Source organism: Sphingopyxis sp., assembly GCF_016463645.1.
In the GTDB taxonomy this organism is placed as follows: Bacteria; Pseudomonadota; Alphaproteobacteria; order Sphingomonadales; family Sphingomonadaceae; genus Sphingopyxis.
The window spans coordinates 26,833-52,981 of the sequence record NZ_JAEMQX010000013.1 but is presented as its reverse complement, the minus strand read 5'-3'; the positions used below and the strand labels follow the sequence as shown (position 1 = coordinate 52,981).

Below are 26,149 nucleotides of genomic sequence, written 5' to 3'. Positions count from 1 at the left end.
GGGCGGGGGCAGGGGGGGCGCGGCGCGATACGGCGTTCATGGTCGGGGATTCATCTCGTTCAGGGTGGCTCGGATTGGCTGCACGCTCATTTTGGCAGCTGGGCAAGCCATTTCCTGAGCTTGGCGAGCAACCGTCCGCGCACTTCGGGCTCGCTTGCCGCCAGATCCCGCTTTTCTAGCGGATCGCGCGCAAGGTCATAAAGCTCCACATCGGCGCCGCCGTCGTTCGCGAGCAGTTTCCAGTCGCCCTCGCGCACCGCGAAGCGCGGCGATACGTCGATGGGCTGGCTCGGCTTGCCCAGCATGGGTCGGCCTTCCTTGCCATAAGCCCAGAACAGGTCGGGTCGCCCGGTGACGGGCTGCCCCTTCAGCGCCGGCGACAGATCGATCCCTGCGCTGCCCGCAGGAATTTTCGCGCCGATGATGCTGGCCAAGGTCGGCAACAGGTCGACACCCTGTGCCACCGTCCGCTCGTCGCGCGTCCCCGCTGTCATATGGCCGCGCCAGTGCATGATCAGCGGCTGGCGGATGCCGCCTTCGTAGAGGCTGAGCTTGCGCCCTCGCAGTCCTTCGGTGCTCCCGGGCGCGGTTTCCCCGCGTTCGTGATAGCGCGCGAGCGACGAGGGGCCGTTGTCTGATGTGAAGATGACCAGCGTGTTGTCCATTTCGCCCATCTGGTCGAGGCGGTCGATCAGGCGGCCGAGCGTCTTGTCCATCTTGACCAGCGAGGCGAGCATCCGGTCGTCGTCGGACGATGCACCCTTGCCCATGACGTCCGAGAGGCTTTCGTCGTCGGGTGCCCAGGGATCATGGATGTCGTTGAGCCAGAGGTTCACGAACCACGGCTTGTCCGAATTCTGCGCGACGAAATCGACCGTCATGTCGGCGTAAAGTCCGGTAAGGTTGGTCTTGAGTTCCCAGAAGCGTGGGCCTTGGCCAAGCTTGTCCGACTGCTGCGCAAGGAAGCGCTCCTCGTCCGAGACGAGCACGCGCGGGCCGAGCCCCTCGAAGGTCGTGAAACTCTTGTCGAAGCCATAAGCGGTCGGCCACGGCGCATCGCCGACGTCGCGCCCGCCGCCCAGATGCCATTTCCCGATATGCGCGGTCTTGTAACCATTTTGCTGAAGCAGGCGCGCGATCGTAGGCAGCTTGGGATCGAGCCAGTCGACCTGCCCGATTTCGGCATTGCGCGCGCGCGCTGCGGTGATGCCGACGAAGCCGACGTCCGCCGGGAAGCGCCCGGTGAGGAAACCGGCGCGCGAAGAGGAACAGATCGGCGCCGCGTCATAGAATTTGGTGAGCAGCACGCCTTCCTTCGCCAGCCGGTCGAGGTTCGGTGTCTGCACCTTCCGGTTCCCCATCACCGACAGGTCGCCGAAGCCCATGTCGTCGACGAGGATGAAGAGGATGTTGGGCCGGCGTTCGGCCTGCCGGGCGGCCTCGGGCGCGCGGGACGATGTCTGCGCCAGGACCGCCGTCGAGGGCACGGTCGCGATCGCCGCCAAACCCATCGCCGCCGTCGCGAAAAAACGCCAGCTGGCGGGAGCGCCGAGCGGGCCGCGCCGCTTCAAGGCGGCTGACATCGGGGCGGTGGATGGCCGATCGAACATATTCTCTCCCAGCCTCCGGACTCTTGCCGCGGCAGATTATGTATATTTATCGTATTAATTAGGCTTGTCTAGTTTTCTGTTGGGCTTACCATTGGCGTGAGGGCCGGTTTGCGGCCGCGCATAAGGAGGCGATCGCCGTGTCGTTGGAACAATCGGGACTGGATCATGACGATGCACCGGCTTCGCTCGGGCGCAACCTGACCTATGGCCTGCTCGACAGTCTCGGGCGCGCGATCGTCACCGGCCAGTTCGACGAAGAAGCCTTCCCGACCGAGGCCGAACTGACCAAGCGCCATGGCGTCAGCCGGTCGGTGACGCGCGAGGCGGTGAAGATGCTGACCGCCAAGGGATTGCTCAGCGCGCGGCCGCGGCAGGGAACGGTGGTGCAGCCGACGTCGTCGTGGAACCTGTTCGATACCGACGTGCTGCGCTGGCTGCTCGAGCGGCAATTTTCGATCGAGCTGCTCAAGCAGTTCAACCAGCTCCGCGTTGCGATCGAACCCGAGGCGGCGGCGCTCGCGGCGCAGTTCGGGCGGCCGGAGGAACTGAAACGCATCGGCGACGGGCTCGACCGCATGGCGGCGGCCGAGCGCGGCGAGGACGATACGCTGGAGGCCGACATCGCCTTTCATGTCGCCGTGCTGCGCGCGTCCAACAATCCGTTCTATGCGCAGTTTCGTGATGTCGTCAGCACCGCGCTCAGAACCTCGATCCGCTTCACGAACCGGATCAAGGGGCGCAGCGCGAGCGTCGCCGACCATGCCGCGGTTCGCGACGCGATCGCGGCGCACGACCCCGATGCGGCGCGGAGTGCGATGCGCCACCTGATCGGCGATGTGCTGACGCTGATCGACGACGCGGAGAAATAGCCTAGCGCATCTCCAGCGGGACGATTGTGCCGTCGGCGCGATAGGCGATCGGCTGCACGGTGAATTTGCGGCTGCCCTTGTACGGGCCGGGGCCGGTCTGTCCTTCCCAGCGGTGATAGGCGATATACCAGCGGCCATCGGCGGGATCGTGAAGGAAGGCATGGTGGCCGGGGCCCTTGAAGCGCGCGTCGCTCTCGACGACCTTGCCGCGCCAGGTCCATGGGCCGGTCGGCGAGGGCGCGGTCGCATAATGCACCTGATAGCTGTCGTGGCGATAGCTGCCCGACGAATAGGACAGATAATAAGTCCCGCCGCGTTCGTGCATGAACGCGCCTTCGGTGAAATGGGGCGGCGTTTCGACCGGTATTTCGCGGTCGATCGTCACCATGTCGGGTTTGAGCACCCAGGTACGCAGCTTCGCGCCCGCACTGCCGCCAGCATAGAGGTAAGGTGTCTTGCTCGCGGGGTCGACGAAGACCGCGGGGTCGATCGCCTCGAACCCGTTGCCGCCGGTGATCAGCGGTTTGCCGCTGTCGGTGCACGGTCCTTCGAGACCGACGCAGGTCGCGACCCCGATCCGGCTCGGCGTCGGATTTTGCGGGCCGACCGAGAAATAGAGATAATGACGACCGTTCGCCGCGACCATGTCGGGGGCCCACAGCGCATGGCGCGGCGCGCCGTCGTCGCCGATCCAGCCGATCCGGTCGAGCCGGATCAGTTCGGCGCCCTTTTGCCAGTGGCGCCGGTCGGACGAGGTCCAGACGTGCAGTTGCCCCGTCCCGCCCGAATTGGTCGGATAGATATAATAGCGCCCGTTCGCCGCCTCGATATCGGGATCGGCGCCGTCGAACGAAAGCGGGGCCGGCGCCTCCGCCGCCACCGCCGCCACGCTGACGAGCAGCATGGAGAGGAGGGCAGGGCGCGCCGGCCGCCGCATCACTTGGCGTTCGCCATCGGGACCACGCCCTTGGGCGCGGCGGCAAGGCGCTTGATCAGGTCGACCTCGGCCTGGCGATAGGGCTTGCCGTCGGCGCGGAAGACCTCGTGGAACCAGATCGTCGGTTCGTCATAGGTGTAGGGCTTTTTCCAGCTGTCCCACGGCAGGCGCGTCTGCGTCTTGCCGTCGGCGAAACCCCAATTGTACATGCCGATGTTATATTTCTTGCCGAGCGGCAGCGAGCCGTCGAAGGTCGATCCGTTGCCGCGCGCCATATATTCCGTGCACAGCACCGGGCGACCATAGCTCAGCATCTGCTTCGCGCGCTTTTCGAACGTTTCGGGCCAGCTGTAATCGTGAAAACTGTTGATGTCCGACTGGGTCAGCTGCGTCCGCTCGACCGCATCGACCTTGTCCAGATTGTCCCAATCCTGCCCGATCCAGACACCGGAGGTCAGCGGCTGGCTGGGGTTCGCGCTGCGCGCCCATTCGAAGACCTGCGGCAGCAGCAGCGCGACATATTTATTCTTGTCGGGAATGTGCTCGTAATTGCCGCCGCCCTTGTTGTTCGGTTCGTTCCACACGTCCCACGCGATGATGCGCGGATCATTGGCGAAGGTGCCGACGATGTCCTTCACATAGCCTTCGAGCTTGCCGTACTGGCTCGCGTCCTTCAGCCGCGCCTCGCCCGGCGCCTGCACCCAGCGCGAATTGTGGACGCCGGGGATCGGCGGGCTTTGCAGGCCATAGACCGGATTCGGATCCCATACGCTGTCGAACAGCACGAACATGATCTTGATCTTGTGCTTGTCGGCGATGGCGAGAAATTCGTTCATCCGCTTTTTCGTGCCCTCGGGGTCGTTTTCCCACAGCAGATTGTGCAGGAAGACGCGCATCGTGTTCATGCCGATGCCTGCCGCCCAGCCGAGCTCCTTGTCGATCGTCGCGGGGTCGAAGGTGGGTTCATGCCACATTTCGAGCTCGTTCACTGCCGAGCCGGGATTATAGTTGGCACCGATCAGCCACGGCTGTTTGTCGTACCATTTGTTCGCCTGTTCCTTCGTCCACTGCTCGCGCGCCATGGCGGGCTGGGCGGCGGTGGCAGCGATGGTGAAAGCGGCGGCGGTGAGCAGGAAGCTCCGGCGGATCATCTCTCTTCTCCCTCTTCTGGTGTCTCTGGCGGGAGTTCGGTCCGCCCCCGCGTCACAACCGATGCACCTTGATAGATTCGATTCGCCTCGATAGGAAGCATATATATCGTATAATTAATTTGAAGGCGGCCAACCGCCTCGACGGCCCGCAATTCGGCGACGGGGAGAGGCGGATATGAACAACATCGGCGCGGCGACGGTGCGGCGCATAACCTGGCGGCTGATGCCGCTTCTCTGCCTGCTCTATCTGGTCGCCTATATCGACCGGCAGAATGTCGCTTATGCCAAACTCCAGATGGTCGGCGACCTCGGCCTCAGCGAAGCCGCCTATGGATTGGGGTCGGCGCTGTTCTTCCTCGGCTATTGCCTCTTCGAGATTCCCAGCAACCTGATCCTCGATCGCGTCGGCCCGCGGCTGTGGTTCGCGCGGATCATCGGGGCGTGGGGTCTTGTGACGCTCGCCCTCGGCTTTGCGTGGACGCCGACCAGCTTCTACATCCTCCGCTTCCTGCTCGGGGTGGCCGAGGCGGGCTTCTTCCCCGGCGTTCTCTATCTGCTCACCCTGTGGTTCCCGCAGGCGGAGCGCGCGCGGGCGATCGGGCTGTTCCTGATCGCCAGCGCGTTCGCAAATGCGGTGGGCGCGGCGCTCGGCGGGCTGCTGCTCGAACTCGACGGCACCGCCGGCCTGCGCGGATGGCAGTGGGTGTTCATCGTCACCGCGATCCCGGCGCTGCTGCTCGTCCCCGTCGTGCTCGCGCGCCTGCCGCGGGGGCCGGCCGAGGCGCGCTGGTTGAGCGACGATCAAAAGGCGTGGCTCGCGGCAACCCTCGCCGAAGAGGGCGGCACGCGCGAACATGCCAATCCGTTGCGCGCGCTTGGCGATCTTCGCGTGTTGCTGCTCTGCGTCGCCTTTCTCGGCTTTCCGCTCTCGGCTTATGGGCTCAGCTACTGGCTCCCGACGATCGTTCGCGGTTTCGGCGTGAGCGATGCGACGAACGGCCTGCTCAATATCATCCCCTGGCTCGCGGTAGCAGCCGCCTTGTGGTGGCTCCCGCGTCTCGCGGCGCGCAGCGCCGGGTCGCGGCGCTTCATGGTGGGGCCCGCGCTGGTCGGCGCCTTCAGCCTGATGCTGGCCGCGGCGCTGCCGTCGCCCGCGCTGCAGTTCACCGCGCTATGCATCGCCGCCGCAGCGATCTTTGCCGGCCAGCCCTTTTTCTGGGTACTCCCGGGGCGCTTCCTGACCGGCGCAGCGGCGGCGGCGGGCTTTGCGGCGATCAATTCGGTCGGCAATCTCGGCGGATTCGTCGCGCAGGCGATCGTACCGAAAATCCATGATGCGACGGGCAGCGATCTGGCGCCGATGATCTTCCTCGCCGCGATGCTCGCTTTTTCGGCGACCGCGATCTTTCTGATCGAACGCCATATTCCGCGCGCAGGTCGCGACAGATTTCCGGTTGCCACATCCAGCGACTCTTTATAAAACACATTGATCATATAAATTGGGAGGGTCCGATGAAGTCTGTTTCGAAGCTGCTCGTGGTTGCCGCGCTTTTGGCGGGGAGCGCCAGCGTTGCGGCCTATGCGCAGACCGCCGCGCCGCCGCCCAAGAAGCCCGCCAATTCGACCGCCAACACCGCAGGCTATACCACGCCGGGCAGCACCGAGGGCGGGCCTGCCTATGTCGGCCCGATCATGACCGAGTGGGGCCGCAAGGTGACTCCTGAGAACGCGTGGCGCAGCTATCCGCGCCCACAGATGGAACGCGACACGTGGATGAACCTCAACGGGCATTGGGATTACGCGATTCGCCCCGCGAACGAGCCGCAGCCCGCGGCGATGGACGGCAAGATCCTCGTCCCCTTCGCGGTCGAATCGAAGCTGTCGGGCGTCGCGCGCAAGCTGATGCCCGACGACCGGCTCTGGTACAAGCGCAGCTTCACCCTGCCCGCGAAATGGCCGGGCCAGCGCACTTTGCTTCACTTCGGCGCGGTCGATTTCGAATCGACCGTGCTCGTCAACGGCGTGGTCGTCGGCAGCCACAAGGGCGGCTCCGACCCGTTCAGCTTCGACGTCACCCGCTATCTGCGTGCGGGGGCGAACGAACTCGTCGTGCAGGTCACCGACCCGACCTCGACCGGCGACCAGCCGCGGGGCAAGCAGACGCTCGAACCGCGCGGGATCTGGTACACCGCGGTCAGCGGCATCTGGCAGACGGTGTGGCTCGAGCCCGTCGCCGACCTCCACATTGCCGACCTGCGCGCGGTGCCCGATATCGACAAGGGCGAGCTGACCGTCGATGTCGCGCTCAGCAATACCGCGACGCCGAGCGATGCCGTGCGCATCACTGCGCGCGACAAGGGCAAACTGGTCGCGAGCACGATCATCCGCGGCAACCGGCAGGGCGTGCTCAAGATTCCGAACGCGCGGCTCTGGTCGCCCGACGATCCCTATCTTTACGACCTCACCGCCGAACTGGTGAAGGTGACGCCGCCAACGGGTGCGGGCAATGATCGCACCGGGTTGCCGCCGATGACCGGGCGCGAGGCGCAGGCCTATGCCGCCGCGACGGTCACCGGGGCGCCCAGCGACAGCGTCAAAAGCTATTTCGGCATGCGCAAGATCTCGACCGGCATCGATCCCAAGACCGGCAAGATGGCGCTGCTGCTCAACAACAAGCCGCTCTTCCACAACGGCACGCTCGACCAGGGTTGGTGGCCCGAAAGCCTGCTGACCCCGCCTTCGGAGGAAGCCGCGCGCAGCGATATCGTTTTCCTGAAAAAGGCCGGCTTCAACATGCTTCGCAAGCATATCAAGGTCGAGCCCGCGCAATATTATCACGACGCCGACCGCCTCGGCATCCTGATCTGGCAGGATATGCCCTCGGGCGCGTTCGGCGATCAGGCGGTGCGGCGACCCAGCGACCGCGAGGCGACCTTCACCTCGGGCGGCATGGCGCAATATCAGGCCGAGCTGGCGCGGATGATCGGCGCGCTCCGCGCCTTCCCGTCGATCGTGATGTGGGTGACGAACAACGAGGGCTGGGGCCAGTATGATGTGAAGACCGTCGGTGCCATCGCCAAGAATATGGACCCGAGCCGGCTGGTGAACAATGCGAGCGGCTGGTTCGACGTGCCCGGCAGCGGGTCGGACGTCTATGACATCCACACCTATGACGAGGTGCCGCTGGTCCCCGAACCGCAGGCCGATCGGCCGATCGTGACCGGCGAGTTCGGCGGCGTGGGTCTGCCGATCCCCGGGCACCTCTGGTTCACCGATCGCGACGCGCGCATCTATCAGTTCGCGACCGACAAGGAAGATTATCGCCGCCGTTACAAGATCAAGTTCGACGAGATCATCCGCCAGGCGAAGGAAGTGGGGCTCGCGGCATCGGTCTATACCGAAACGAGCGACGTCGAGGGCGAACTCAACGGCCTCCTCACCTATGACCGCGCGGCATCGAAGCTGCCGGTCGAGGATTTCGCGAAGATCGCCAAGCCGCTGTTCGAGGATAAATAGGCAAGGGGAAGACCGATGGCACGACGCACCGCGATGGCCCGCTGGGCCGCGACCACCATGTTCGCGGCGCTCATGGGCGTTGCGGCGCCCGTGACGACGGCGGCTGCTCCCGCGGCCGACAGGCCCGCTCCGACCACGGCGGCGGGCAAGCCCAATATCCTGTTCGTGCTTGTCGACGACATGGGTTTCGGTGACTTGTCGGTGATGGGGAACCGAAAGGTCCAGACCCCGAACCTCGACCGTCTCGCGCGTGAAGGCGTGCTGATGACGCAATTCTACGACGCGGCGCCGATCTGTTCGGCGTCGCGCGCGGGGTTGCTCACCGGGCGTTTTCCGGCCGAGGTCGGCTTCATCAACTATGTCAGCGACCGCGCTTATAACAAGGCGATCGGGCAGGCCGACTGGCTCGACCCCAAGCTGCCCAACATTGCGCGGCTGCTGAAGGGTGCGGGATATGAAACCGCGCATATCGGCAAATGGCATCTGGGCGGCGGGCGCGACATCGGCGATGCGCCCTGGCCGACCGCCTATGGCTTCGACCACAGCTTCACGACCTTCGAGGGGCTCGGCCCGCGCGTTCTCGTTTCCGACGAGGAGCGTTTCCTCGCGCAGCAGTCGGACGAGCTTGGCGAGGGCCCGCGCTTCTGGGAGCTCAAGACCAACCTTACCGGCCTCTATGCGAATATGGCGGTCGATTTCGTTGCGCAGCATGCGGACAAGCCGTGGTTCGTGAACCTCTGGCTCAACGACATGCACGACCCTTGGGCACCCGACGACGAAAGCCTGTCCGACGTCATGGGCAAGGGCACATCTTCCGACGACGACCGGATGCTCGCTTCGCTGGTCAAGATGGACAAGACGCTTGGCCGCCTGTTCGAGCGGCTCGACCAGATGGGCGAGATGGACAATACGCTCGTCATCGTCACCAGCGACAACGGTCCATCATCGGCGCAGCGCTATTACAAGGAAGGCAACGTCGCGCCGGGCAGCACCGAAAATCTGCGCGGCCGCAAATGGAGCCTCTACGAAGGCGGCATTCGCCAGCCCTTGATCCTCTACTGGCGCGGCCATGCCAAGGCGGGGCATCGCGACGAGCGGACGGTGGCGCAGGGCGTCGATCTGCTCCCGACGCTTGCGCGTATCGCCGGCGCGCGAACCCCGGCGGGCATCGACGGTGTCGACCTGTCGCCGGTGATCGAGGGACACGCGATCGCGCAGCGGCCCGACCTTTATTGGGCCTATGGCAAGGAAGGCGCAGAAAAGGAGCCGCCGCAACCCGCGCTGGAGCGCGATCAGGCGCCGCCCTTCGCGATCCGCGAAGGCGACTGGAAACTTCTCGCGGAAGCGGGCGGTGAAAAGCCCCAGCTCTTCGATCTCGCGAAGGATCCCGTCGAGGCCAGGGACCTCGCGGCGAGCGAGCCTGCGGTCCGCGACCGGCTGCTCGGCAAGCTCAAGGCCTGGATGGCGGCGCTTCCCGAGTATCGAACCCGCTGAAATATCCCCGCCGCGCGAAGGCGGCGGGGACACCCCCTTTTTCGTCAGAATTTGAAGCGGACGCCGGCCGACCAAGTCGTCTCGTCATACGCCATCTCGTTGTTGATATTCGTATATCCCGGATAATTGTAATAGGTTGACGTGTTGCTGCCGAGGATGTTGGTGCCGCCGACATCGACGCGGATCCTGTCGGTGATGTCGTAGCCGATGTTGAAGTCGAGCCGGCCCGCTGCGCGCGCATAGGTGACGAGCGCCGGCACCTCCAGCGAAGCGATCGTCTCTTCGGTCATGGGCCGCAGCGTGGGCTCGCCGCTCGCGTCGAGCGACAGATATTTCGAGCGATAGGTGTATACGAGCCGTGCGCTGACCCCGCTCTTTTCGTACAAAAGACCGACGGTGTAGTTATATTTCGACACGCCCTGCAGCGGATAACCCGCGAGCGTATCGTCGCCCCCGACCTTGGAATCGGCGAGCGTGAAGGCGCCCTGCACCCCGAGCCCCGACAGCGCACCGGGCAGGAAGTCGAAGAAATATTGGGTGCTGAGCTCGATGCCCTTCAGCGTCGCCTGACCGACGTTGCGCGGGCGCGATACCGAATAGTCGACGCCGTCGATGTTCTCGACCGCGCCGCTGGTGATGACGCGGTCGGTAATGTCGCGGTAATAGCCGGCGATCGCGATATAACCGCTCGGAAAATAATATTCGAAGGTCGCGTCGAAGCTTTCGGACTTCTGGGCCTTGAGGTCGGGATTGCCGGCATTGCCCGTGCTCTGGACGAGCGGGTTGTTCGACTGGTTGAGCGTAATCGCCGGATTGAGCGACGCGAAATTGGGGCGACGCAGCGACTTGGCGTAGCCGAAGCGGATCTGGATATCGTCTCCGACCCGGAAACGCGCGGTTGCGTTGGGCAGCCAGTCGTGATCGACGGTTTTCGCCGTCAGCCGGTCGAAGGTGCCGCCGCCCGCCGGCACATTGGTGCCGATCGTGCGGCTGGTGCGGATGTAGCGCGCGCCGACGACGCCATCCAATGTGATGCTGTTCGACAGCTCGGCTTCATATTTGCCCTGCACATAGGCGGCGAGCGTGTCTTCCTTCGCGTCGAATGCGCGCCCGGGATCATAGTCGGGCCGCCCCGCGGGCAGTCCGAAATAGGCGCGCGCGGCGTCGAGCCCATCTTCGGAGAGGAGGAAATCGGGGTTGGGAATATAGAAACGGGAGCCATTGTTGAGGTCGGGCGCACGCGACCCGAGCGCGAGGAAATCGTCGGGCAGGCCGGTGTCCGAAACCAGCACCGCCGCCGCATCGTTTCCGGTGCCGATGTTGCCGCCCGGCGTCGCCTTGTTCAGGTTGACCGATTGCTCCTCGGCCGAACGGTGCGCGTAGCGGACGCCGACGGCGATATTCGACAGGAAGCTGTCGAGATCATAATCGACGTCGCCCTTCGCCTGGAACAGCTTGCCGCGGTTCTCGGTGAAATTCTGGATCAGCGCGTTGCGGATATAAAGGCCATCGCGGCTGAGCAGCGCATCGCCCGGAACCGTATATTCGGCGTGGCCATCGTTATCCATCGTCACGGTCAGGCTGGGCAGTCGCTGACCGATGTCCGAGGTGATGTTCTGCAACTCATATTTCGACGTCTGATAGGCGACGTCGAGCACCGCATTCAGCCGACCCTCGTCATATTTCAGCCCGCCGGCGAACTGCTTGTTGCGCTGGTTGAGGTCGCGCGCCTGCGTCGTCTGGTTCGACACCAGATTGGCAAAGGTCATGCTTTCGGGCTGGCACAGCTCGACCGGATTGGCCAGTTGCGCCGGGGTCAGCGTCCACGACTTTACACCCTCGGCGTCGGTCTGGATGACCGGATTGTTGCCGTTCGAACGGACGTAGGTGTTGATGCAGCTGGTGCCGGGGGTGACGTCGGTGATCGTCGTGCCGGTGGTAAAGGGCTGGATGTTCGCGCCGTTGCGGCTGCCCCGGTCGCGGAAGTAGGTGTAGAAGCCCTCGGCATAAACCTCGAGCGACGGCGAAGCCTGCCATTGCAGCGCGCCGTTGAACTGATGCCGTTCGATGAAGCCCTGTTGCGGGAAATTCTGCAGGATGCCGGGGATCACATAACCCGGCGTGTTGAACGGCGCGGTGTTGGTGCTACGGCGCTGGAACAGCACGGTCGTCGCGCGGTAATAGTCGGATTTCGAATAGGTGCCGTTGATCAGCGCGCCGATCTCGCCGATGCCCGTATCCCAGCGATCGGTCGCGAGCAGGCTGAACTGCGGATTGATCTTGTCGACGCGGTCGCCGTAATTGGCGCGGGCGGCAGCAACGACGGTCGGATCCTTGAAATTGAACGGGCGGTTGAGCTGCAGGTCGATCACCCCGGCAAGGCCGCCCTCGGTCAGCTCGGCGGTCTGCGACTTGAAGACGTTGACGCGCGAGAGCGCCTCGGCGGGCATGTCCTGCAGGTCGAAGTTGCGACCGATCGTCGAAAACACCTCGCGGCCGTTGACCGTGGTGAGCACGTCGGGAAGACCGCGCACGCGCACGTCACCGAGTTCGTTGTTGCGGTTCACCGACACTTGGACGCCGGGTACGCGCTGCAAGGCGGCGGCGGTCGTCGGGTCGGGAAGCTTGCCGATGTCCTGCGCGACGATCGCATCGACCACCTGCACCGACTCGCGCTTGATGTCGGCGGCGCGTTCGAGCGAACGGCGGATGCCGGTGACGACGATCGCATCGTCGGCCCCCTGTGGCGCGTCGGCGATCGTCCCGGTTGCGGGAGCTTCCCCGGCGTCGGTGGATTGTCCCCATGCCGGCGCGCTCGCGATGAGTGCGAGCACCGATACCGCGGTCGCAAAGCCTGTTTGCTTCTTCATCCTGTCCTCTCCCAACGTCCCCATTCAGGCATTTTTTGCCTTTGCGGCGCCGGTGAGAAGGAGAGGGGCTGCGAGGAGATCGGGGTGTGCCGGGCACGGCCGCAAACCCTGACTTCAAGCAGCTGTTCGTACCTTCCCGTCAACGCCTCGATCGCGACGTTGACCAACCGGATAAAGAAAGTCAATATATATATGATATATAGGTTATAACGCGATTTCGAACGAGGGAGAGAATCCGGTGAATATCAAACGCGTCGTCCGCCTGCTGACCCATTCAAGCTGTGTTCTCGCCACCCTCGCGGCAGGCATCCTGCCCTCCGCAGCGGCCGCAGCCGAAGCGCCGGCCCGCCCGCAACCCGTTCGTCCCAACGTCGTCGTCATACTGCTCGACGATGTCGGCTTTTCGGATATGGGCGCCTTCGGCGGCGAGATTCCGACCCCGAATATCGATGCGCTTGCCCGCGACGGGCTGGCTTTCACCCAATTCTACAATAATGCCCGGTGCAGCCCGTCGCGCGCGTCGCTGCTGACCGGCACCTATCCGCATCAGGCGGGGCTGGGGCACCTCGAATCGGTTCAGGTGCCGGGTTCGAAAGGCCTGCACAGCAAACTTTCGGATCGGGTCGTCACGCTTGCCGAGGTGATGAAATCGGCGGGCTATTTCACCGCGATGGCGGGCAAATGGCATCTCGGTATCTCGCGCGGCGTCGGCCCTTGGCAGCGCGGTTTCGACCGGTCGCTGACCTCGCCCTCGGGCGAACTCTATTATCCCGATCAGCCCCAGCCGCTGGCGCAGTCGGTCTATATCGACGGCGAGCGGGTCCCGGCGAACTCGCCGCGTGTCGGCAAGGGCAACTGGTATTCGTCGGACATGTTCGTCGACTGGCAGACGAAGTTCGTGGGCGAGGCGCGCGAACAGCGCAAACCCTTCTTCCTCTACATGCCCTTCGTCGGCGCGCATTTTCCGCTGATGGCGCCACCCGGGGATGTGGCGAAGTTCAAGGGCCGGTACATGCGCGGCTGGGAGGTCATCCGGCGCGAGCGGTTCGAGCGGCAGAAGAAGCTCGGCATCATCGCCGCCGACGCCGAGCTGCCTGCCGCGTTGCCGGGCAGTTACGACTGGAACAAATTGTCGGCCGGGGACAAGGATCGTTTCGACACGATGATGGCGGTCTATGCAGCGGTTATCCATCGCGTCGATCGCGCGATCGGCACGCTCGTCGATCGGCTGCGGCAATCGGGCGAGCTCGACAATACGCTGATCCTGCTGATGAGCGATAATGGCGGCACTGCTGAAAGCGGGCCCGATGGCCGGCTCAAGGGCGAGGGGCTTCCGGGCAGCGCGCAGTCGGTGGTCTGGACGGGAATGAACTGGGCGACGCTGCAGAACGCGCCCTTCCAATATTACAAGCACCACACTTATGAGGGGGGAATCGCGACGCCGCTGATCGCGCATTGGCCCCGCGGCATCGCCGCGAAGGCGCGCGGAACGCTCGTGCGCGAGCCCGGGCATCTGATCGACGTCATGCCGACGCTCGTCGAACTCGCCGGCGCCGCCTATCCCCGGAACTTCAACGGGCACGCCATCCTGCCGATGGAGGGCCGCTCGATGGTTCCCGCCTTTCATGGCGAGGCGCTGACGCGCGTCAAGCCGATCTTCTGGGAGCATGAAGGCAACCGTGCCGTCCGGGACGGCAAATGGAAGCTTGTCGCCGGTTTTCAGAAGCCGTGGCAGCTCTTCGACATGGCGACCGATCGCACCGAAATGCACGACCTTGCCGCCGGCCAGCCCGACCGCGTGCGCAAGATGGCACGGCAGTGGGACGAGTGGGCCGCGGCGAGCTATGTGGACATGTGGAGCGACTCCTATGACCCGCACCTCAAAGGGCGTGCGCGCCAGATATGGGGCGGCGCCGAGACACCGCAATTGCCGCATGCGAGCGTCGATTAGGTGTCGATGGGCCTGCTGCCCGGGGGCCGCGCCTGTCGATGGCCTCCGGGGACAGGCTGTGGGGGGTGTGAGCCCCCGGATCTGGTGACCCCTACGGGAATCGAACCCGTGTTTCAGCCGTGAGAGGGCCGCGTCCTGACCGCTAGACGAAGGGGCCTTGAGGGTCGGAAATTTCGTGGAATGGAGCCGACCGCTCCTGTTGCCGATGGTGACCCCTACGGGACTCGAACCCGTGTTTTCGCCGTGAAAGGGCGACGTCCTAGACCGCTAGACGAAGGGGCCGTCTGATCGGTGAGCGGGCGCCTTATACGCGCGTTCCGGCGCGGTCAAGCACAGGGACGTACGCCTGCGCAAAAATATTGCGCCGAGCCCCGTCAATCGGCCCAGGCGGCGTCCTCCAGATGCAGCTCCGCCGCCGGTCGGCTACCCCAATCGTCGCGTTTTGCGCGTCCGGCGAGCCATAATTTGCGTCCGCGTGCATGGAGCAAGGCCTGTCCCAGCTCGGTCTCGGCGCTGCGGAAGGCGACGGCCTTGAAGCGCGCGCCGTCGTCACCCGACACGATCAGGCGGACATGGTCGGTACCGACGATCCCCGATTCGACGATTCGTACCGGCCCTGTCGCGACGCGCGGTGCGGGCCAGCCGGCGCCATAGGGCCCGGCGCTCTCGATCGCATCGCACCAGAGCGGATTGATCCCGCGCGGTGCGAGCACCGCGTCGATCAGCAGCGACTTGTCGCCGCTCGCGCGTTCGACGTCGGCCGCGAGACGATCGTTCAGGAAGGCGCCCAAGGCATCGACCTTGTCCTTCGCGACGGTCAGCCCCGCCGCCATCGCGTGGCCGCCGCCCGCGACGAGCAGCCCCGTCTCCTTCGCGGCGAGGATCGCGGCCCCAAGGTCGACGCCGCTGATCGAACGGCCGGACCCCTTGCCGACACCATCCTCGTCAACCGCGATCACGATCGCCGGGCGGTGCAGTCGTTCCTTCAGACGCCCGGCGACGATGCCGATCACGCCCGGATGCCAGCCCTCGCCCGCGACGATCGCGACGGGGGCGTTGCCGCATGCCAGGCTCGCCTCGATCGCCTGTTCGAGCACGGCCGCCTCGATCGCGCGGCGCTCCTCGTTCAGCCGGTTGAGCTCCTGCGCGATTTCGGCCGCTTCCTGCGGATCGCTCGTGGTGAGCAGCCGCACGCCGAGGTCCGACTTGCCGACGCGTCCGCCGGCGTTGATCCGCGGACCGAGCGCAAAGCCCATGTCGCTCGCGCTCGGCGGCCTGGTCAGCCGCGCGGCGTCCATCAGCGCCGCAAGCCCGACATTGCCGCGGCGCGCCATGACCTTCAGCCCCTGCGTCACCAGCGCGCGGTTGAAGCCGGTGAGCCGCGCGACGTCGGCGACCGTGCCCAAGGCGACAAGATCGAGCAGTTCGATCAGCGCGGGCTCGTCGCGGCCTGCGAAGAAACCCCGCGCGCGCAGCGTCCGGAGCAGCGCGGCGCCGAGCAGGAAGGCGACGCCGACCGCGGCGAGATTGCCGTGGATCGCGGCATCGGGCTCTTCGTCGAGCCGGTTCGGGTTCACGAGCGCAAGCGCCTCGGGCAGCGTCGTCGCGCATTGGTGATGGTCGACGACGATCACCTCGACCCCCGCCGCCTTCGCTTCCGAAATCGCGTCGAACGCCTGCGCGCCGCAATCGACCGTGACGACAAGCCTCGATCCCGCCTCGCCGATCTTGACCAGCGCGGCGCCCGAGGGGCCATAGCCTTCCATCAGCCGGTCGGGAATATAGGCGCCGACCGGGAGCCCCAATCCGCGAAGCAGCCGCACGAGCAGCGCGGCCGAAGTCGCGCCGTCGACGTCATAGTCGCCGAAGATCGTCACCGCTTCCCGGCGCTCGACCGCGTCGGCGAGCCGCGCGGCGGCGGCGTCCATGTCGCGGAACAGCGACGGGTCGGGCATGAAACCGCGCAAGGTCGGCGTGCGCTGCCGGTCGAGTTCGTCGCGCGTCACGCCGCGCGCGAGCAGCAACTGCGTGACGAGATCGTCGGGCGCGAGATTCTCGGCCCCCGTGTCGGCGCTCATCCGCCGCCAGTGCCATGGCTGGCCGACGATCGAGCGCGTGATACCGAGTGCGGCTTCGCTCATCGCCGCGCCCTTGCGGCGAGGATGCGGGTGCGCAGGTCGTCTGCGGCACCGAAGGGGATGGCGGGTATCTCGTGGCTTGCGAGCGAACTGCCGCCGGGTACGCCGAAGACGAGCGTCGCGAGGCCGAGCGGACGCTGGAGGAAGTCGGTCTTGAGGTCGACGCTCTGCACCGATGCGTGCGGCAGCAGCGTCGTCTTGGGCTTCCACCAGCCGCGCCGGATCGCGACCTGTTCGCCAAGGTCCGCCCATTGATGGAAGCGCGCCGCCCAGAAGGCGATGAGTGCGATCAGCGGCGCCGCGCCGATTCCGAGCCAGCCGACCGCGTTGCCGAGCCACAGCGCGACCCCGCCGCCGATCGTCGCGCATATCGCGCCGATCACCGGGCCCAGCGCGACGATCCGGTGGCTGTGTTGCCAGACCTGGCCGGGATCGGGCCGCGCGATCGCGACCTCGGCCAGCACCGGGTCGATTTCGCCCAGCTTGCCGAAGGGTACGACCTGATGATCGCGTTCCTTTTCGCCGTCGCTCGCGAGACTTTGCAGGCGAAGCTCGTGCCAGCCGAAGCGCCGGCGGAACCAGCCGGTGACGAGGATCGCTGCCTGAACGCGCCTGACGGGCACCGCGACGTCGGTGCGCGTCGTGAGGCCGCGGGTGCGGCGGAGCGCGCGGGGCTCGCGCGTCAGGCGGAAATCCCAATTGGCGAAGACCATCGTCGCGATCCCGCTCGCAAAGCCGATCAGCAGCAGCGACAGCGCGGCGCCGATCCCGGCGATCCAGCGATGCGCATAGACCCAGTCGCCCAGCCCATATCGTTCGGCGAGGTCGATCCAGTCCATCGGGTTGAACATGTTGAAGTCGAACGGCAGCAGATTGTCGAAAAACTGCATGGCCGCGCCGACGACGGCGAGCGCGGCGAGCGAGAAATTGAACAGGCCGGCGACGAGCAGCCGGCGCGGCCCCATCGCGAAGAGCAGCCGGTCCTCGGCGGCGGGTGCGGCCGGGGCCGCGTCGGCCGTGGCGGCGGGCGAGGCCACCGCCTCGCCGCTGCGATGCGCGCGGATCGTCGTACGCAGCGCCTGCGCCGCGCCGAGCGCGATCGCATCGAGGTTCGCATCATTCTCCTTGCCGCCCGCACCGGTCTCGAATCCGACCTTGGCGATGCCGAGCGCGCGCGAGACCAGCCCCTGTTCGATGCTGACGTCCTGAATGCGGTCGAACGGGATGGTGCGGTGCTGGCGCGAAAAGACACCGCTTTCGATCACGATTTCATCTTCGCCGACAAGGAAACGGAAGCGCAGCCACTGGAACCAGGCAGCGAGCAGCGAGATGAGGAGGAAGGCGCCGACTGCTGGAACGATCCAGATCCAGTTGCCGGTGAAGCCCAGCGCAGCGACAGCGGGCAGGAACTGCAGCGACCGCGGCCCCAGATCGGCGATGGCGAGCGCCAGCGTCGCGGGGTGCAGCCGCTGCCAGTCGGGCTCGGCGCCGGTTGCGGGAATCGTGGCGTCGTGGCTCATGCGAAGTCGGTCTGGATATGGCGGCGGATCGTCTCGCGCATGGCGGCGGCGAGGTCGTTGTGCAGCCCGGGCAGCGTCACGGTGCTGTTGTGGGTGCCCGAGGTATGGACGATCAGGTGCGACAGGCCGAACCAGCGCTCGATCGGCCCCTGTCCGACGTCGATATGCTGGACGCGCACGAAAGGCACAATCGTATCGGTGCGGAACAGCCAGCCGCGCGCGACGCGCAATTGCCCCTCGCCGATCCGGTAGCCCCAGCGCGACACGCGCCGCGACGGAAAGGTGACGATCACGATGATCGCGATCAGCCAGGCGGCCACCGTGATCAGCCCGTACGGTCCGTCGATATGCCGGATCAGCAGCGCGTCGAACACGCTCGCCCCGATAGCGAGCGGGATCAGGTTGAGCGCGGTCGCGATGCGAAGCACCTGCGTATAGGCGGGGTCGACCGGGTTAAGTCCCTCGATGGCATTGATGGCGTCGGGATCGAAGGGGTCGGTCGGATGCGCGATGGGGGTATCGGTCATATCCCTCTGTTAGTCGTTCGGGCCATCAAGGCACAACCACATTGAAGCGCGGGTCGGCTGGCGGGTGCATCGCGAACCATGACAGGAACGCCATGCGGTCGCCGTCGATCCGGATTGCGCCCGACTGGATCAGCGCGGGAAATTGCGCGCGGCCCATCATCGCCTCGTCGAGAATCCTGCGGTCGATCGTCACGGTCGCGGTCGGTGCGGGGTCGGTGATACCGTAGCGCGGGAATTCGACCCCGCCGCCGACGACGACCGCGACGCTTTCCCTGCTGTCGGGCAGGACGAACTGGAAGCTACCCCTGATCGCGCTTCCTTTCGCCGCGTCGAACCGCGTCGCGAGTGCGTCGAAAAAGACGGCTGTCGGGATCGCGCTCACGAAGCTGCGGCTCTGGCCGTTGCTCGTCGCCGCCTCGACCGCATTGCCGCGCAGGCTCGCCGCGCCGGCGAGATAATAGTTCCGCCATGCGCCCGACTCAGCCTGGTAGCCAAGTTGGTCGTAGGCCGATGCGAGCGCCGCGCGTGCCTCCTTGTTGTCGGGCTGCGCGAAGACGAGCTTGTTCAGAAGTTCGGCCGCCCAGCGATAGTCGCCCGCCTCCAGTGCCGCGCGTCCCGCCGCGAGCAATTTGTCGGCCCCACCCGCGAGCGCGACATATTTGGGCGCCGACTGTTCGGGCGGCAGCGGGTTGAAGTTGGCGGGATTGCCGTCCCACCAGCCGAAATAGCGCTGATAGGTCGCCTTCATGTCGTGGTTGAGCGTGCCATAATAGCCGCGCGTCGAAAAATCGCCTGCCTGAACCGGCGCCTCGGCGGTCTGGTCGGCGAGTTCGTGCAAGGTGGCGCCCCGGTTCGCGAGGAACAACGTGCGGTCGTGGACATAGCGATAGGCGTCGCGCTGGTTGGCGAGCAGAGACGTCACCTCGCCCGCACCCCATGTGGGCCAGTGGTGCGAGGCCATCGCGACCTCGGCCTTGCCGCCCCATTTCAGCAGCATCGCGTCGATCACCTTCGACCAGCGCAGCGCATCGCGCACCTGCGCGCCGCGCAGCGTCAGCACGTTGTGCAGCGTGTGCGTCACGACCTCGGTAGTGTGCAGCGCCTTGTAGGCGGGGATGTAGAAGACGAATTCCGACGGCGCCTCGGTGCCGCCCGCGTCGAGGAATTCGAACACAAGCCCGTCGATCGTCAATTCCCCGCCCTTGTCGCTCAACGTCTCGGTCGGTTCCATGTAGCCGATCGTCCCCGACGACAGCTTCGGTCCGAGTCCGGTATCGACCTGACCCCGCTCGCCCGGCGGCAGGATCGCGCCGAACATGTAGAGCGCACGGCGCCCCATCGCCCCGCCCGCGAGAACATTCTCCGACGTCGCTTCCTCCGAAAAGCCGTGCGGCGCGATGACGCGTATCTTTTCGGCCTTCGCCTGTTCGGGCGTCACGATGCCGCCTACACCGCCGAAATGGTCGCTGTGGCTGTGCGAAAAGATGACTGCCTTAATCGGCCGTTTGCCCGATTTCGCCTCGACCGTGTCGGCGAACAGCTTCCAGCTCGCCGCCGCGGCCTCTTCGGACAAGAGCGGATCGACGACGATCCAGCCGGTCTTGCCGCGGATGATCGTCATCACCGAAATATCGTAACCGCGCACTTGCCAGATCTTTCCCGGCGCGACTTCGAACAATCCGTGTACCGCGTCGAGCCGTGCCTGCCGCCACAGCGACGGGTTCACCGTATCGGGTGCCTCTGCCCTGTTCAGAAACTCATACGGACGCCGGTCCCACACCGTCTTGCCGTCTGCCGTCTGGATCACCCCGCCCGGAATCTCGGCGAGCTTGCCGCGCATCACATTGGCCTCGTCGCGCGCATCGCTCAGCGGCAAGCGTTTGGCGATTTCGGCCTGTGCGGTGCGCGTCGCGTCGCTTGCGGCGTCCTGCGCGGTCGCGGCAAAGGGCAGGCTGCCGGCGAGCAGCAGGGCGGTCAGTCGGCGCATCATCTGTCTCCCCCATGTTTCGGGGCAGCTTGCGCCGCGTGCCGGTGCTTGGCAAGCATCGCCGTATGACCGACGCACCGCACCTGCTTATCGTCTGGCACAGCCGCACCGGCGGCAGCGAGGCGCTCGCGCGTGCCGCTGCCGAGGGGGCGGGGACTGCGGAACTCGTCGCGGCGGACGCTGTAACTCCCCGGATGCTGGAAGCGGCCGGCGGCTATCTGTTTGTCGGGCCCGAAAATCTCGCCGCGCTCTCGGGCGCGATGAAGGAGATGTTCGATCGCTGCTATTATCCGTGTCTCGGCCGGCTCGAGGGACGCCCCTATGCGACGATCATCTGCGCGGGATCGGACGGCGAAAACGCCCAGCGTCAGCTCGACCGCATCGCGACCGGCTGGCGACTGAAACGCGTCGCCGATCCCGTGATCGTCAACACGGACGCGCAAACCCCCGAGGCGATCCTCGCGCCGAAGACGATTCCCGCAGCCCGCCTCGCCGAGGCCCGCGATCTGGGTGCTGCGCTGGCGGAAGGGCTCGCTTCGGGGATATTCTGAACCAGCGCCAAAAAGGGCCGAGGTCGCGACAGCGTCTAGAGTTCGCCGCCAAGGGCCCCGTATTTCGCCTCGAATCCGGCCTTGTCGCCGCGCGCGAGATAGCCTGCCTGGTCGACGATATTGTCGCGCGCGATGCGGCCCTGGAAGACGCCAAGCTGGGGGTCGATCCGCGAGATGTCGGCGTCGGTCCAGTCGGCGATCTGCCGGAAATCCGTGACGCCGAGGCCGTTCAGCAGCACGACGAGCTTGGGGCCGACGCCCTTCAGCAGTTGCAGATTGTCGGCCTTGGCTGCCGCGGGCTTGGGCGCAGGTTTCGCCGCGGACGGCGGCGGTACGGCCGGTTCTTCGGGGATGACCGCCGTTTCGGCCGGTGCCGGCTTCGCGGGCGCCTTTTTCGCGACGGGTTTGGCCGCTGCCTTGGTTGGCGTCTTTGCCGCCGGCTTGGCAGCGGTTTTCGCCGTCGGCTCCTTGGGTGCGGCTTTCCTTGTGGCAGGCTTTGCTGCGGTTCTGGACTTCGCTGCCGGCTTGGGCGCCGAGGTTGCGGCTTCGGGAGCCGGCTCGGCGGCGGGCGCGGGTTCCGGAGCCCTGGCGGCCGGTTCGGGTGCGGGCGGCGGCGGTGCGGGAGCGGCCGGCTGCGGCCTGGGTTCGATCGGTTTGAAGCGCGCCGGCTCGGCGGCGATGATTTCGGGCTTTGCCGGTTCGAGCGGCTTCGTGGGTTTCGCCGGTTCGACGGTCGGGGGCGCGATCTCTTCGGGCTTCGAGCGACCGAACAGCCACCAGAGCAGCACGACGGCCACGACGAGCCCGACAACCGCGATAATCCAGTTTTCCTGAAGCCAGGTCATGATCTTCTCCGCTTGAGATTTTCCGCCAGCCTATGCGGGCTTGTGTGCCGGGTCTACCTTAACGTCACTCCCCTTCACGCAAGACCTCGCGCCAGCCGATGTCGCGGCGGCAGAAGCCGGTCGGGAAATCGAGCTTGTCGACTGCGGCATAGGCGCGTGTCTGTGCTTCGGTCACGCTCTTGCCCGTCGCGGTGACGTTGAGCACGCGCCCGCCCGCGGCGACGATCGCGCGTTCCTCGCGCGCGGTGCCGGCGTGGAAGACGCGCACCCCGCCCGCCTCGGCATCGGCGATACGGTGGATCACGCCGCCCTTTTGGGGCGTGCCCGGATAGCCCTTTGCCGCCATAACGACGGTGAGCGCATAGTCGTGCGAAAAGGCGGGGGCTTCGGCTGCGGCGATCGTTCCGGTGGCGGCGGCGTGGAGCAGCGCGGCTAAATCGCCCTTGAAGCGCATCATCAGTACCTGGCATTCGGGGTCCCCGAAGCGGCAATTATATTCGATCAGTTTCGGGCCTTCGTTTGTCAGCATCAGTCCGGCGAACAGCACGCCGACATAGGGCGTTCCTTCGGCCGCCAGCGTCGCGACCGTCGGCCGGATGATGCGGTCCATCACCGCGATTTCGAGATCGGTGGTGAGGACGGGAGCGGGGCTGTAGGCGCCCATGCCCCCGGTGTTCGGGCCCGTGTCGCCGTCGCCGACGCGCTTGTGATCCTGCGCGCTGCCGAAGGCGATGACCTCCTTGCCGTCCGCGAGCGCGAAGAAACTCGCTTCCTCGCCGGTCATGAATTCCTCGATCACCACTTCGGCGCCCGCACCGCCAAAGGCGCCATCGAACATGTCCGCGATCGTGGCTTCGGCGTCTTCGCGCGTTTCAGCGATGATCACGCCCTTGCCCGCGGCGAGGCCGTCGGCCTTGATCACGACGGGGATCGAAAAGCCCTCAAGCACGGCGAGCGCTTCGTCGGCGCTGGTGCAGCGGACGTAAGCGGCCGTCGGTATCGACGCGCGCGCGCAGAGATCCTTGGTGAAGCCCTTCGATCCTTCGAGCCGCGCCGCCGCGGCACCCGGACCAAAGGCGGGGATGCCGATCTCGCGGAGACGGTCGGCAAGGCCGGCGACGAGCGGCGCTTCGGGACCGACGACGACGAAATCGATCGCATGCGCCTTCACGAAGGCGATCAGGCCGTCCAGATCGTCGGCGGCGATTGCGACGCATTCGGCGTGCGCCTCGATCCCCGGGTTGCCCGGTGCGGCATAGAGCTTGGCGCAGCTTGGCGATTGTGCCAACTGCCAGCTGAGCGCATGTTCGCGGCCCCCCGATCCGACCAGCAGGATATTCATGTCAGTCCCTTTTCCCGATACGGCGTCCGACGATGGCACCGAAGCGCGGCTGTTAGCCGAGGCGGCGCCCGGCGACAATGCGCCTGCCTTGTCGGTCAGCCAATTGTCTGCGGCGATCAAGCGCACGGTCGAGGATGGCTTCGCACGCGTACGCGTGCGCGGTGAATTGTCGGGCGCGAAACGCGCGGCGTCGGGGCATTTCTATGCGGCGCTGAAGGACGATAATGCGCTGATCGACATGGTGATGTGGAAGGGGCAGGCTGGACGCCTCGCGTTCCGGCCCGAGGACGGGATCGAGGTGATCGCGACCGGCAAGCTCACCACCTATCCGGGGCGGTCGAAGTATCAACTCGTCGTCGATACGCTCGAGGTGGCGGGCGAAGGCGCACTGATGCTCCTGTTCGAAAAGCTCAAGGCGCGGCTCGGCGCCGAGGGGCTGTTCGACCGCGAGCGGAAATATGACCGGCTGCCCTATCTGCCGCGCACGATCGGCGTCGTGACCTCGCCCACCGGGGCGGTGATCCGCGACATTCTCCACCGCCTCGCCGACCGCTGCCCGACGCATGTCATCATCTGGCCGGTGCTGGTGCAGGGCGACGGCGCGGCGGCGCAGGTCGCTGGTGCGATCCGCGGTTTCGATGCGATTGAACCCGGCGGACCCGTGCCACGCCCCGATCTCGTCATCGTCGCGCGCGGCGGCGGGTCGATCGAGGATCTGTGGGCGTTCAACGAGGAGGTCGTCGTGCGCGCGATCGCCGATTGCCGCATCCCGACGATCAGCGCGGTGGGGCACGAGACCGACGTGACACTTGCCGACTATGCCGCCGACGTGCGCGCGCCGACCCCGACCGCGGCGGCCGAGATGGCGGTGCCGGTGCGCGCCGAACTGCAGGCGCAGCTCGCGACGTGGAACGGCCGGATCATCGGGGCGGCGAACCGGCATCAGGCGCTGGCGGGCGAACGGCTGACCGCATTGGCGCGCCACCTGCCGAAACGCGATGCACTCTATGCGCCGCAACGCCAGCGGCTCGACGATGCGGGCGACCGGCTCGACCGCAGCCAGCGTCACCGGCTGGCGGTGATTTCGGAGCGGCTGGCTACGCGCGGCGCGGCGCTGCGTCCCGCCCTGCTCGCGCGGCGCTGGGATCGCGACCGGGCGTTGCTCGAAGGGCTGGGGCGGTTGCTGACCTCGCTCGACCCGCGCGCCTTGCTGTCGCGCGGCTATGCGATGGTGCGCGACAGCGACGGAGCAATCGTCACGACCGCTGCCAAGGCGCGCGCCGTCGGATCGCTGCAATTGCAGTTCGCCGACGGCGAGGTGCCGGTCGCGGTCGGTGGGGGCGACGGTTCTCCTGTGGCGCCGAAACCGATACGCAAGCCTCCCTCGGCGGAGCCGAAACGGGGGCAGGGCGAGCTTTTCTGAGCTTGCTCCCGGGGCCCGGGGGGCTGGTCGCGCGGCGCGATGCTGCTATAGTGGAGCCAACGACTTACCGCCGAACGGACCCAGACTCATGTTGATAGCCAGCCGCAACCGCCTCGCCCGCCTCCAGTACGGACCGAACGGTTTTCGTGTCCTTGCACCCGGAGACCATGTGTTGTGCGCGGTCACCGGCGTACCGATCGGGCTCGACGAGCTGCGCTATTGGTCGGTCGCGCGGCAAGAGCCCTATGCCACCGCAGAGATATCGGTGAAAGCCGAACTGGACGCCGCGCGTAAGGCATGAGGTTCGCGAGGCTCTGGCTGCTGCTTGCGGCGGGGCTGGCGATTGTGGGCGTCGTTGCCGGTTGCGTGCCGTCGGCCGATATCGCGGCCGGACCCGACCCGGAGCCGGCCGTTCAGCCGCCGCCACCGCCACCCGATCCACCGCGCGCACCGGAGCACCCTGACTTCACGCTGTCGGGGCGCGCCGAACAGGGTGCGGTCATTGTCGGGCAGGCCCCGAGCGACACGCGCATGCTGACCTTCGACGGCAAGGCGGTCCCGGTTGCCCCCGACGGCCGCTTCCTGATCGCCTTTGATCGCGATGCCGGAGCAAGTGCCACGCTTGCCGCGACGCTCGTCGACGGGCGGACGGTCGAGCGCTCGATCGCCGTCACCGCCGGGAACTGGCGGCTCGAGCATGTCAACGCGCCCTATCGTGGCGGCGCATCGAGCGACGCCGACTTCGAGCGGCGGCGCCCGGCCGAGTTGGCGCAGATTGCCGCCGCGCGGAACATGCAGGTCGATTCCAATGGCTGGCGGCAGAAATTCCGCTGGCCGGTGACGGGACGGCTGTCCGGTTTCTTCGGGTCGCAGCGCATCTATCAGGGCAAGCCGGGCAGCTATCACAGCGGCACCGATGTTGCCGTGACCGCCGGAACGCCCTTTGTCGCGCCCGCCGACGGCGTGGTCGTTCTGGCTGCAAGCGCGCCCTTCACGCTCGAGGGCAATCTGCTGATCGTCGATCACGGCATGGGTCTGAGCAGCGCCTTTCTTCATTGCCAGCGGCTCGACGTGAAGCCGGGCGATCGTGTCGTGCAGGGGCAGCCGCTCGGCACGGTGGGCCGTACCGGGCGGGCGACGGGTCCTCATCTGCACTGGGGACTGAAATGGCGCGACGCGCGTCTCGACCCTGGAAAGCTCGCGGGGCCGATCGGCGGCTAGATCATCCCGTCACGATGATATTTCGTAACCAGTGAAACAAAATGTCGCGGATGACGCGACGCAGCATATTGTATTTCGTCCTTTTCCGCGTTTGTTGCAAATACGTCACAATGCCCGCCGAAACCGCCGATTGTCCCGGGAATTCGCTTTACTCGACAGGATCGAAGTTTCATCCCGCACGCTATCGGGGCATCTGT

General features: G+C 66.1%; 19 protein-coding genes and 2 tRNA genes. 9 read left to right on the top strand and 12 right to left on the bottom strand.

Going from position 1 to position 26,149, the window contains the following annotated elements; all coding sequences use genetic code 11:
* Positions 1–86: 86 nt before the first annotated feature.
* The gene (locus JHC57_RS05380) at positions 87–1,610 is read right to left on the bottom strand and encodes a sulfatase-like hydrolase/transferase (protein WP_294028975.1); all 1,524 of its coding nucleotides are present in this window, start codon (positions 1,608–1,610) and stop codon (positions 87–89) included.
* A gap of 143 nt (positions 1,611–1,753) precedes the next feature.
* Between JHC57_RS05380 and JHC57_RS05375 the strand changes: the two genes are divergently transcribed.
* Positions 1,754–2,479: a FadR/GntR family transcriptional regulator gene (locus JHC57_RS05375; protein WP_294028977.1), complete on the top strand. Its 726-nt coding sequence runs from the start codon at positions 1,754–1,756 to the stop codon at positions 2,477–2,479.
* 1 nt (position 2,480) lies between these two features.
* Here the strand turns inward: JHC57_RS05375 and JHC57_RS05370 are convergent, their stop codons facing one another.
* A complete protein-coding gene (locus JHC57_RS05370) occupies positions 2,481–3,416 on the bottom strand; it encodes a family 43 glycosylhydrolase (RefSeq protein WP_294028976.1) in 936 nt (311 codons plus the stop codon).
* Positions 3,416–4,567 carry a cellulase family glycosylhydrolase gene (locus JHC57_RS05365; RefSeq protein ID WP_294028974.1) on the bottom strand — a complete coding sequence of 384 codons (1,152 nt, stop codon included), beginning with the start codon at positions 4,565–4,567 and terminating at the stop codon, positions 3,416–3,418. Before JHC57_RS05365 ends, JHC57_RS05370 begins: the two co-directional genes overlap by 1 nt.
* Positions 4,568–4,742: 175 nt before the next feature.
* Here JHC57_RS05365 and JHC57_RS05360 point away from each other — a divergent pair, with 175 nt between their 5' ends.
* From JHC57_RS05360 to JHC57_RS05350, 3 genes are read left to right on the top strand one after another with little or no spacing between them, the layout of a single operon-like run.
* The gene (locus JHC57_RS05360) at positions 4,743–6,047 is read left to right on the top strand and encodes an MFS transporter (RefSeq protein ID WP_294028973.1); all 1,305 of its coding nucleotides are present in this window, start codon (positions 4,743–4,745) and stop codon (positions 6,045–6,047) included.
* Positions 6,048–6,079: 32 nt separating this feature from the next.
* Positions 6,080–8,083: a glycoside hydrolase family 2 protein gene (locus JHC57_RS05355; protein WP_294028972.1), complete on the top strand. Its 2,004-nt coding sequence runs from the start codon at positions 6,080–6,082 to the stop codon at positions 8,081–8,083.
* A 15-nt stretch (positions 8,084–8,098) separates the two neighbouring features.
* Positions 8,099–9,577: a sulfatase-like hydrolase/transferase gene (locus JHC57_RS05350; RefSeq protein ID WP_294028971.1), complete on the top strand. Its 1,479-nt coding sequence runs from the start codon at positions 8,099–8,101 to the stop codon at positions 9,575–9,577.
* 44 nt (positions 9,578–9,621) lie between these two features.
* On the opposite strand, the gene JHC57_RS05345 is transcribed toward JHC57_RS05350, so the two are convergent.
* Positions 9,622–12,447 (bottom strand): TonB-dependent receptor, encoded by a 2,826-nt coding sequence (locus JHC57_RS05345; protein ID WP_294028970.1) that lies wholly within the window; start codon positions 12,445–12,447, stop codon positions 9,622–9,624.
* Positions 12,448–12,685: 238 nt separating this feature from the next.
* Here JHC57_RS05345 and JHC57_RS05340 point away from each other — a divergent pair, with 238 nt between their 5' ends.
* On the top strand, positions 12,686–14,398 hold the full coding sequence (locus JHC57_RS05340; protein ID WP_294028969.1) for an arylsulfatase: 1,713 nt from the start codon (positions 12,686–12,688) through the stop codon (positions 14,396–14,398).
* 82 nt (positions 14,399–14,480) lie between these two features.
* On the opposite strand, the gene JHC57_RS05335 is transcribed toward JHC57_RS05340, so the two are convergent.
* The 6 genes from JHC57_RS05335 to JHC57_RS05310 all read right to left on the bottom strand — a co-directional run bounded on the left by JHC57_RS05335 (position 14,481) and on the right by JHC57_RS05310 (position 20,573).
* Positions 14,481–14,555: transfer RNA gene (locus tag JHC57_RS05335), tRNA-Glu, on the bottom strand.
* Positions 14,556–14,604: 49 nt separating this feature from the next.
* A tRNA-Glu gene (locus JHC57_RS05330) sits at positions 14,605–14,680 on the bottom strand.
* 92 nt (positions 14,681–14,772) lie between these two features.
* Positions 14,773–16,539 carry a single-stranded-DNA-specific exonuclease RecJ gene (gene recJ, locus JHC57_RS05325; RefSeq protein ID WP_294028968.1) on the bottom strand — a complete coding sequence of 589 codons (1,767 nt, stop codon included), beginning with the start codon at positions 16,537–16,539 and terminating at the stop codon, positions 14,773–14,775.
* The gene (locus JHC57_RS05320) at positions 16,536–18,056 is read right to left on the bottom strand and encodes a PH domain-containing protein (protein ID WP_294028967.1); all 1,521 of its coding nucleotides are present in this window, start codon (positions 18,054–18,056) and stop codon (positions 16,536–16,538) included. Before JHC57_RS05320 ends, recJ begins: the two co-directional genes overlap by 4 nt.
* Positions 18,053–18,583 carry a PH domain-containing protein gene (locus tag JHC57_RS05315; RefSeq protein WP_294028966.1) on the bottom strand — a complete coding sequence of 177 codons (531 nt, stop codon included), beginning with the start codon at positions 18,581–18,583 and terminating at the stop codon, positions 18,053–18,055. The genes JHC57_RS05320 and JHC57_RS05315 overlap by 4 nt, the downstream gene beginning before the upstream one ends.
* A gap of 25 nt (positions 18,584–18,608) precedes the next feature.
* On the bottom strand, positions 18,609–20,573 hold the full coding sequence (locus JHC57_RS05310; protein ID WP_294028965.1) for an alkyl sulfatase dimerization domain-containing protein: 1,965 nt from the start codon (positions 20,571–20,573) through the stop codon (positions 18,609–18,611).
* Between the two features lie 62 nt (positions 20,574–20,635).
* Between JHC57_RS05310 and JHC57_RS05305 the strand changes: the two genes are divergently transcribed.
* Complete coding sequence (locus JHC57_RS05305; protein ID WP_294028964.1) at positions 20,636–21,121, top strand: NAD(P)H-dependent oxidoreductase; 486 nt, start codon at positions 20,636–20,638, stop codon at positions 21,119–21,121.
* 35 nt (positions 21,122–21,156) lie between these two features.
* On the opposite strand, the gene JHC57_RS05300 is transcribed toward JHC57_RS05305, so the two are convergent.
* A complete protein-coding gene (locus tag JHC57_RS05300; RefSeq protein WP_294028963.1) occupies positions 21,157–21,966 on the bottom strand; it encodes a hypothetical protein in 810 nt (269 codons plus the stop codon).
* Positions 21,967–22,030: 64 nt separating this feature from the next.
* A complete protein-coding gene (purD, locus tag JHC57_RS05295) occupies positions 22,031–23,308 on the bottom strand; it encodes a phosphoribosylamine--glycine ligase (RefSeq protein WP_294028962.1) in 1,278 nt (425 codons plus the stop codon).
* On the opposite strand from purD, the gene xseA reads away from it, so the two are divergent.
* From xseA to JHC57_RS05280, 3 genes are all read left to right on the top strand, one after another.
* Positions 23,307–24,731 carry an exodeoxyribonuclease VII large subunit gene (gene xseA, locus JHC57_RS05290; protein ID WP_294028961.1) on the top strand — a complete coding sequence of 475 codons (1,425 nt, stop codon included), beginning with the start codon at positions 23,307–23,309 and terminating at the stop codon, positions 24,729–24,731. The two genes, purD and xseA, sit on opposite strands and share 2 nt — an antisense overlap.
* Positions 24,732–24,819: 88 nt before the next feature.
* Positions 24,820–25,032 (top strand): DUF2093 domain-containing protein, encoded by a 213-nt coding sequence (locus JHC57_RS05285; protein WP_294028960.1) that lies wholly within the window; start codon positions 24,820–24,822, stop codon positions 25,030–25,032.
* Positions 25,029–25,952 (top strand): M23 family metallopeptidase, encoded by a 924-nt coding sequence (locus JHC57_RS05280; protein WP_294028959.1) that lies wholly within the window; start codon positions 25,029–25,031, stop codon positions 25,950–25,952. Before JHC57_RS05285 ends, JHC57_RS05280 begins: the two co-directional genes overlap by 4 nt.
* Positions 25,953–26,149 lie beyond the last annotated feature (197 nt).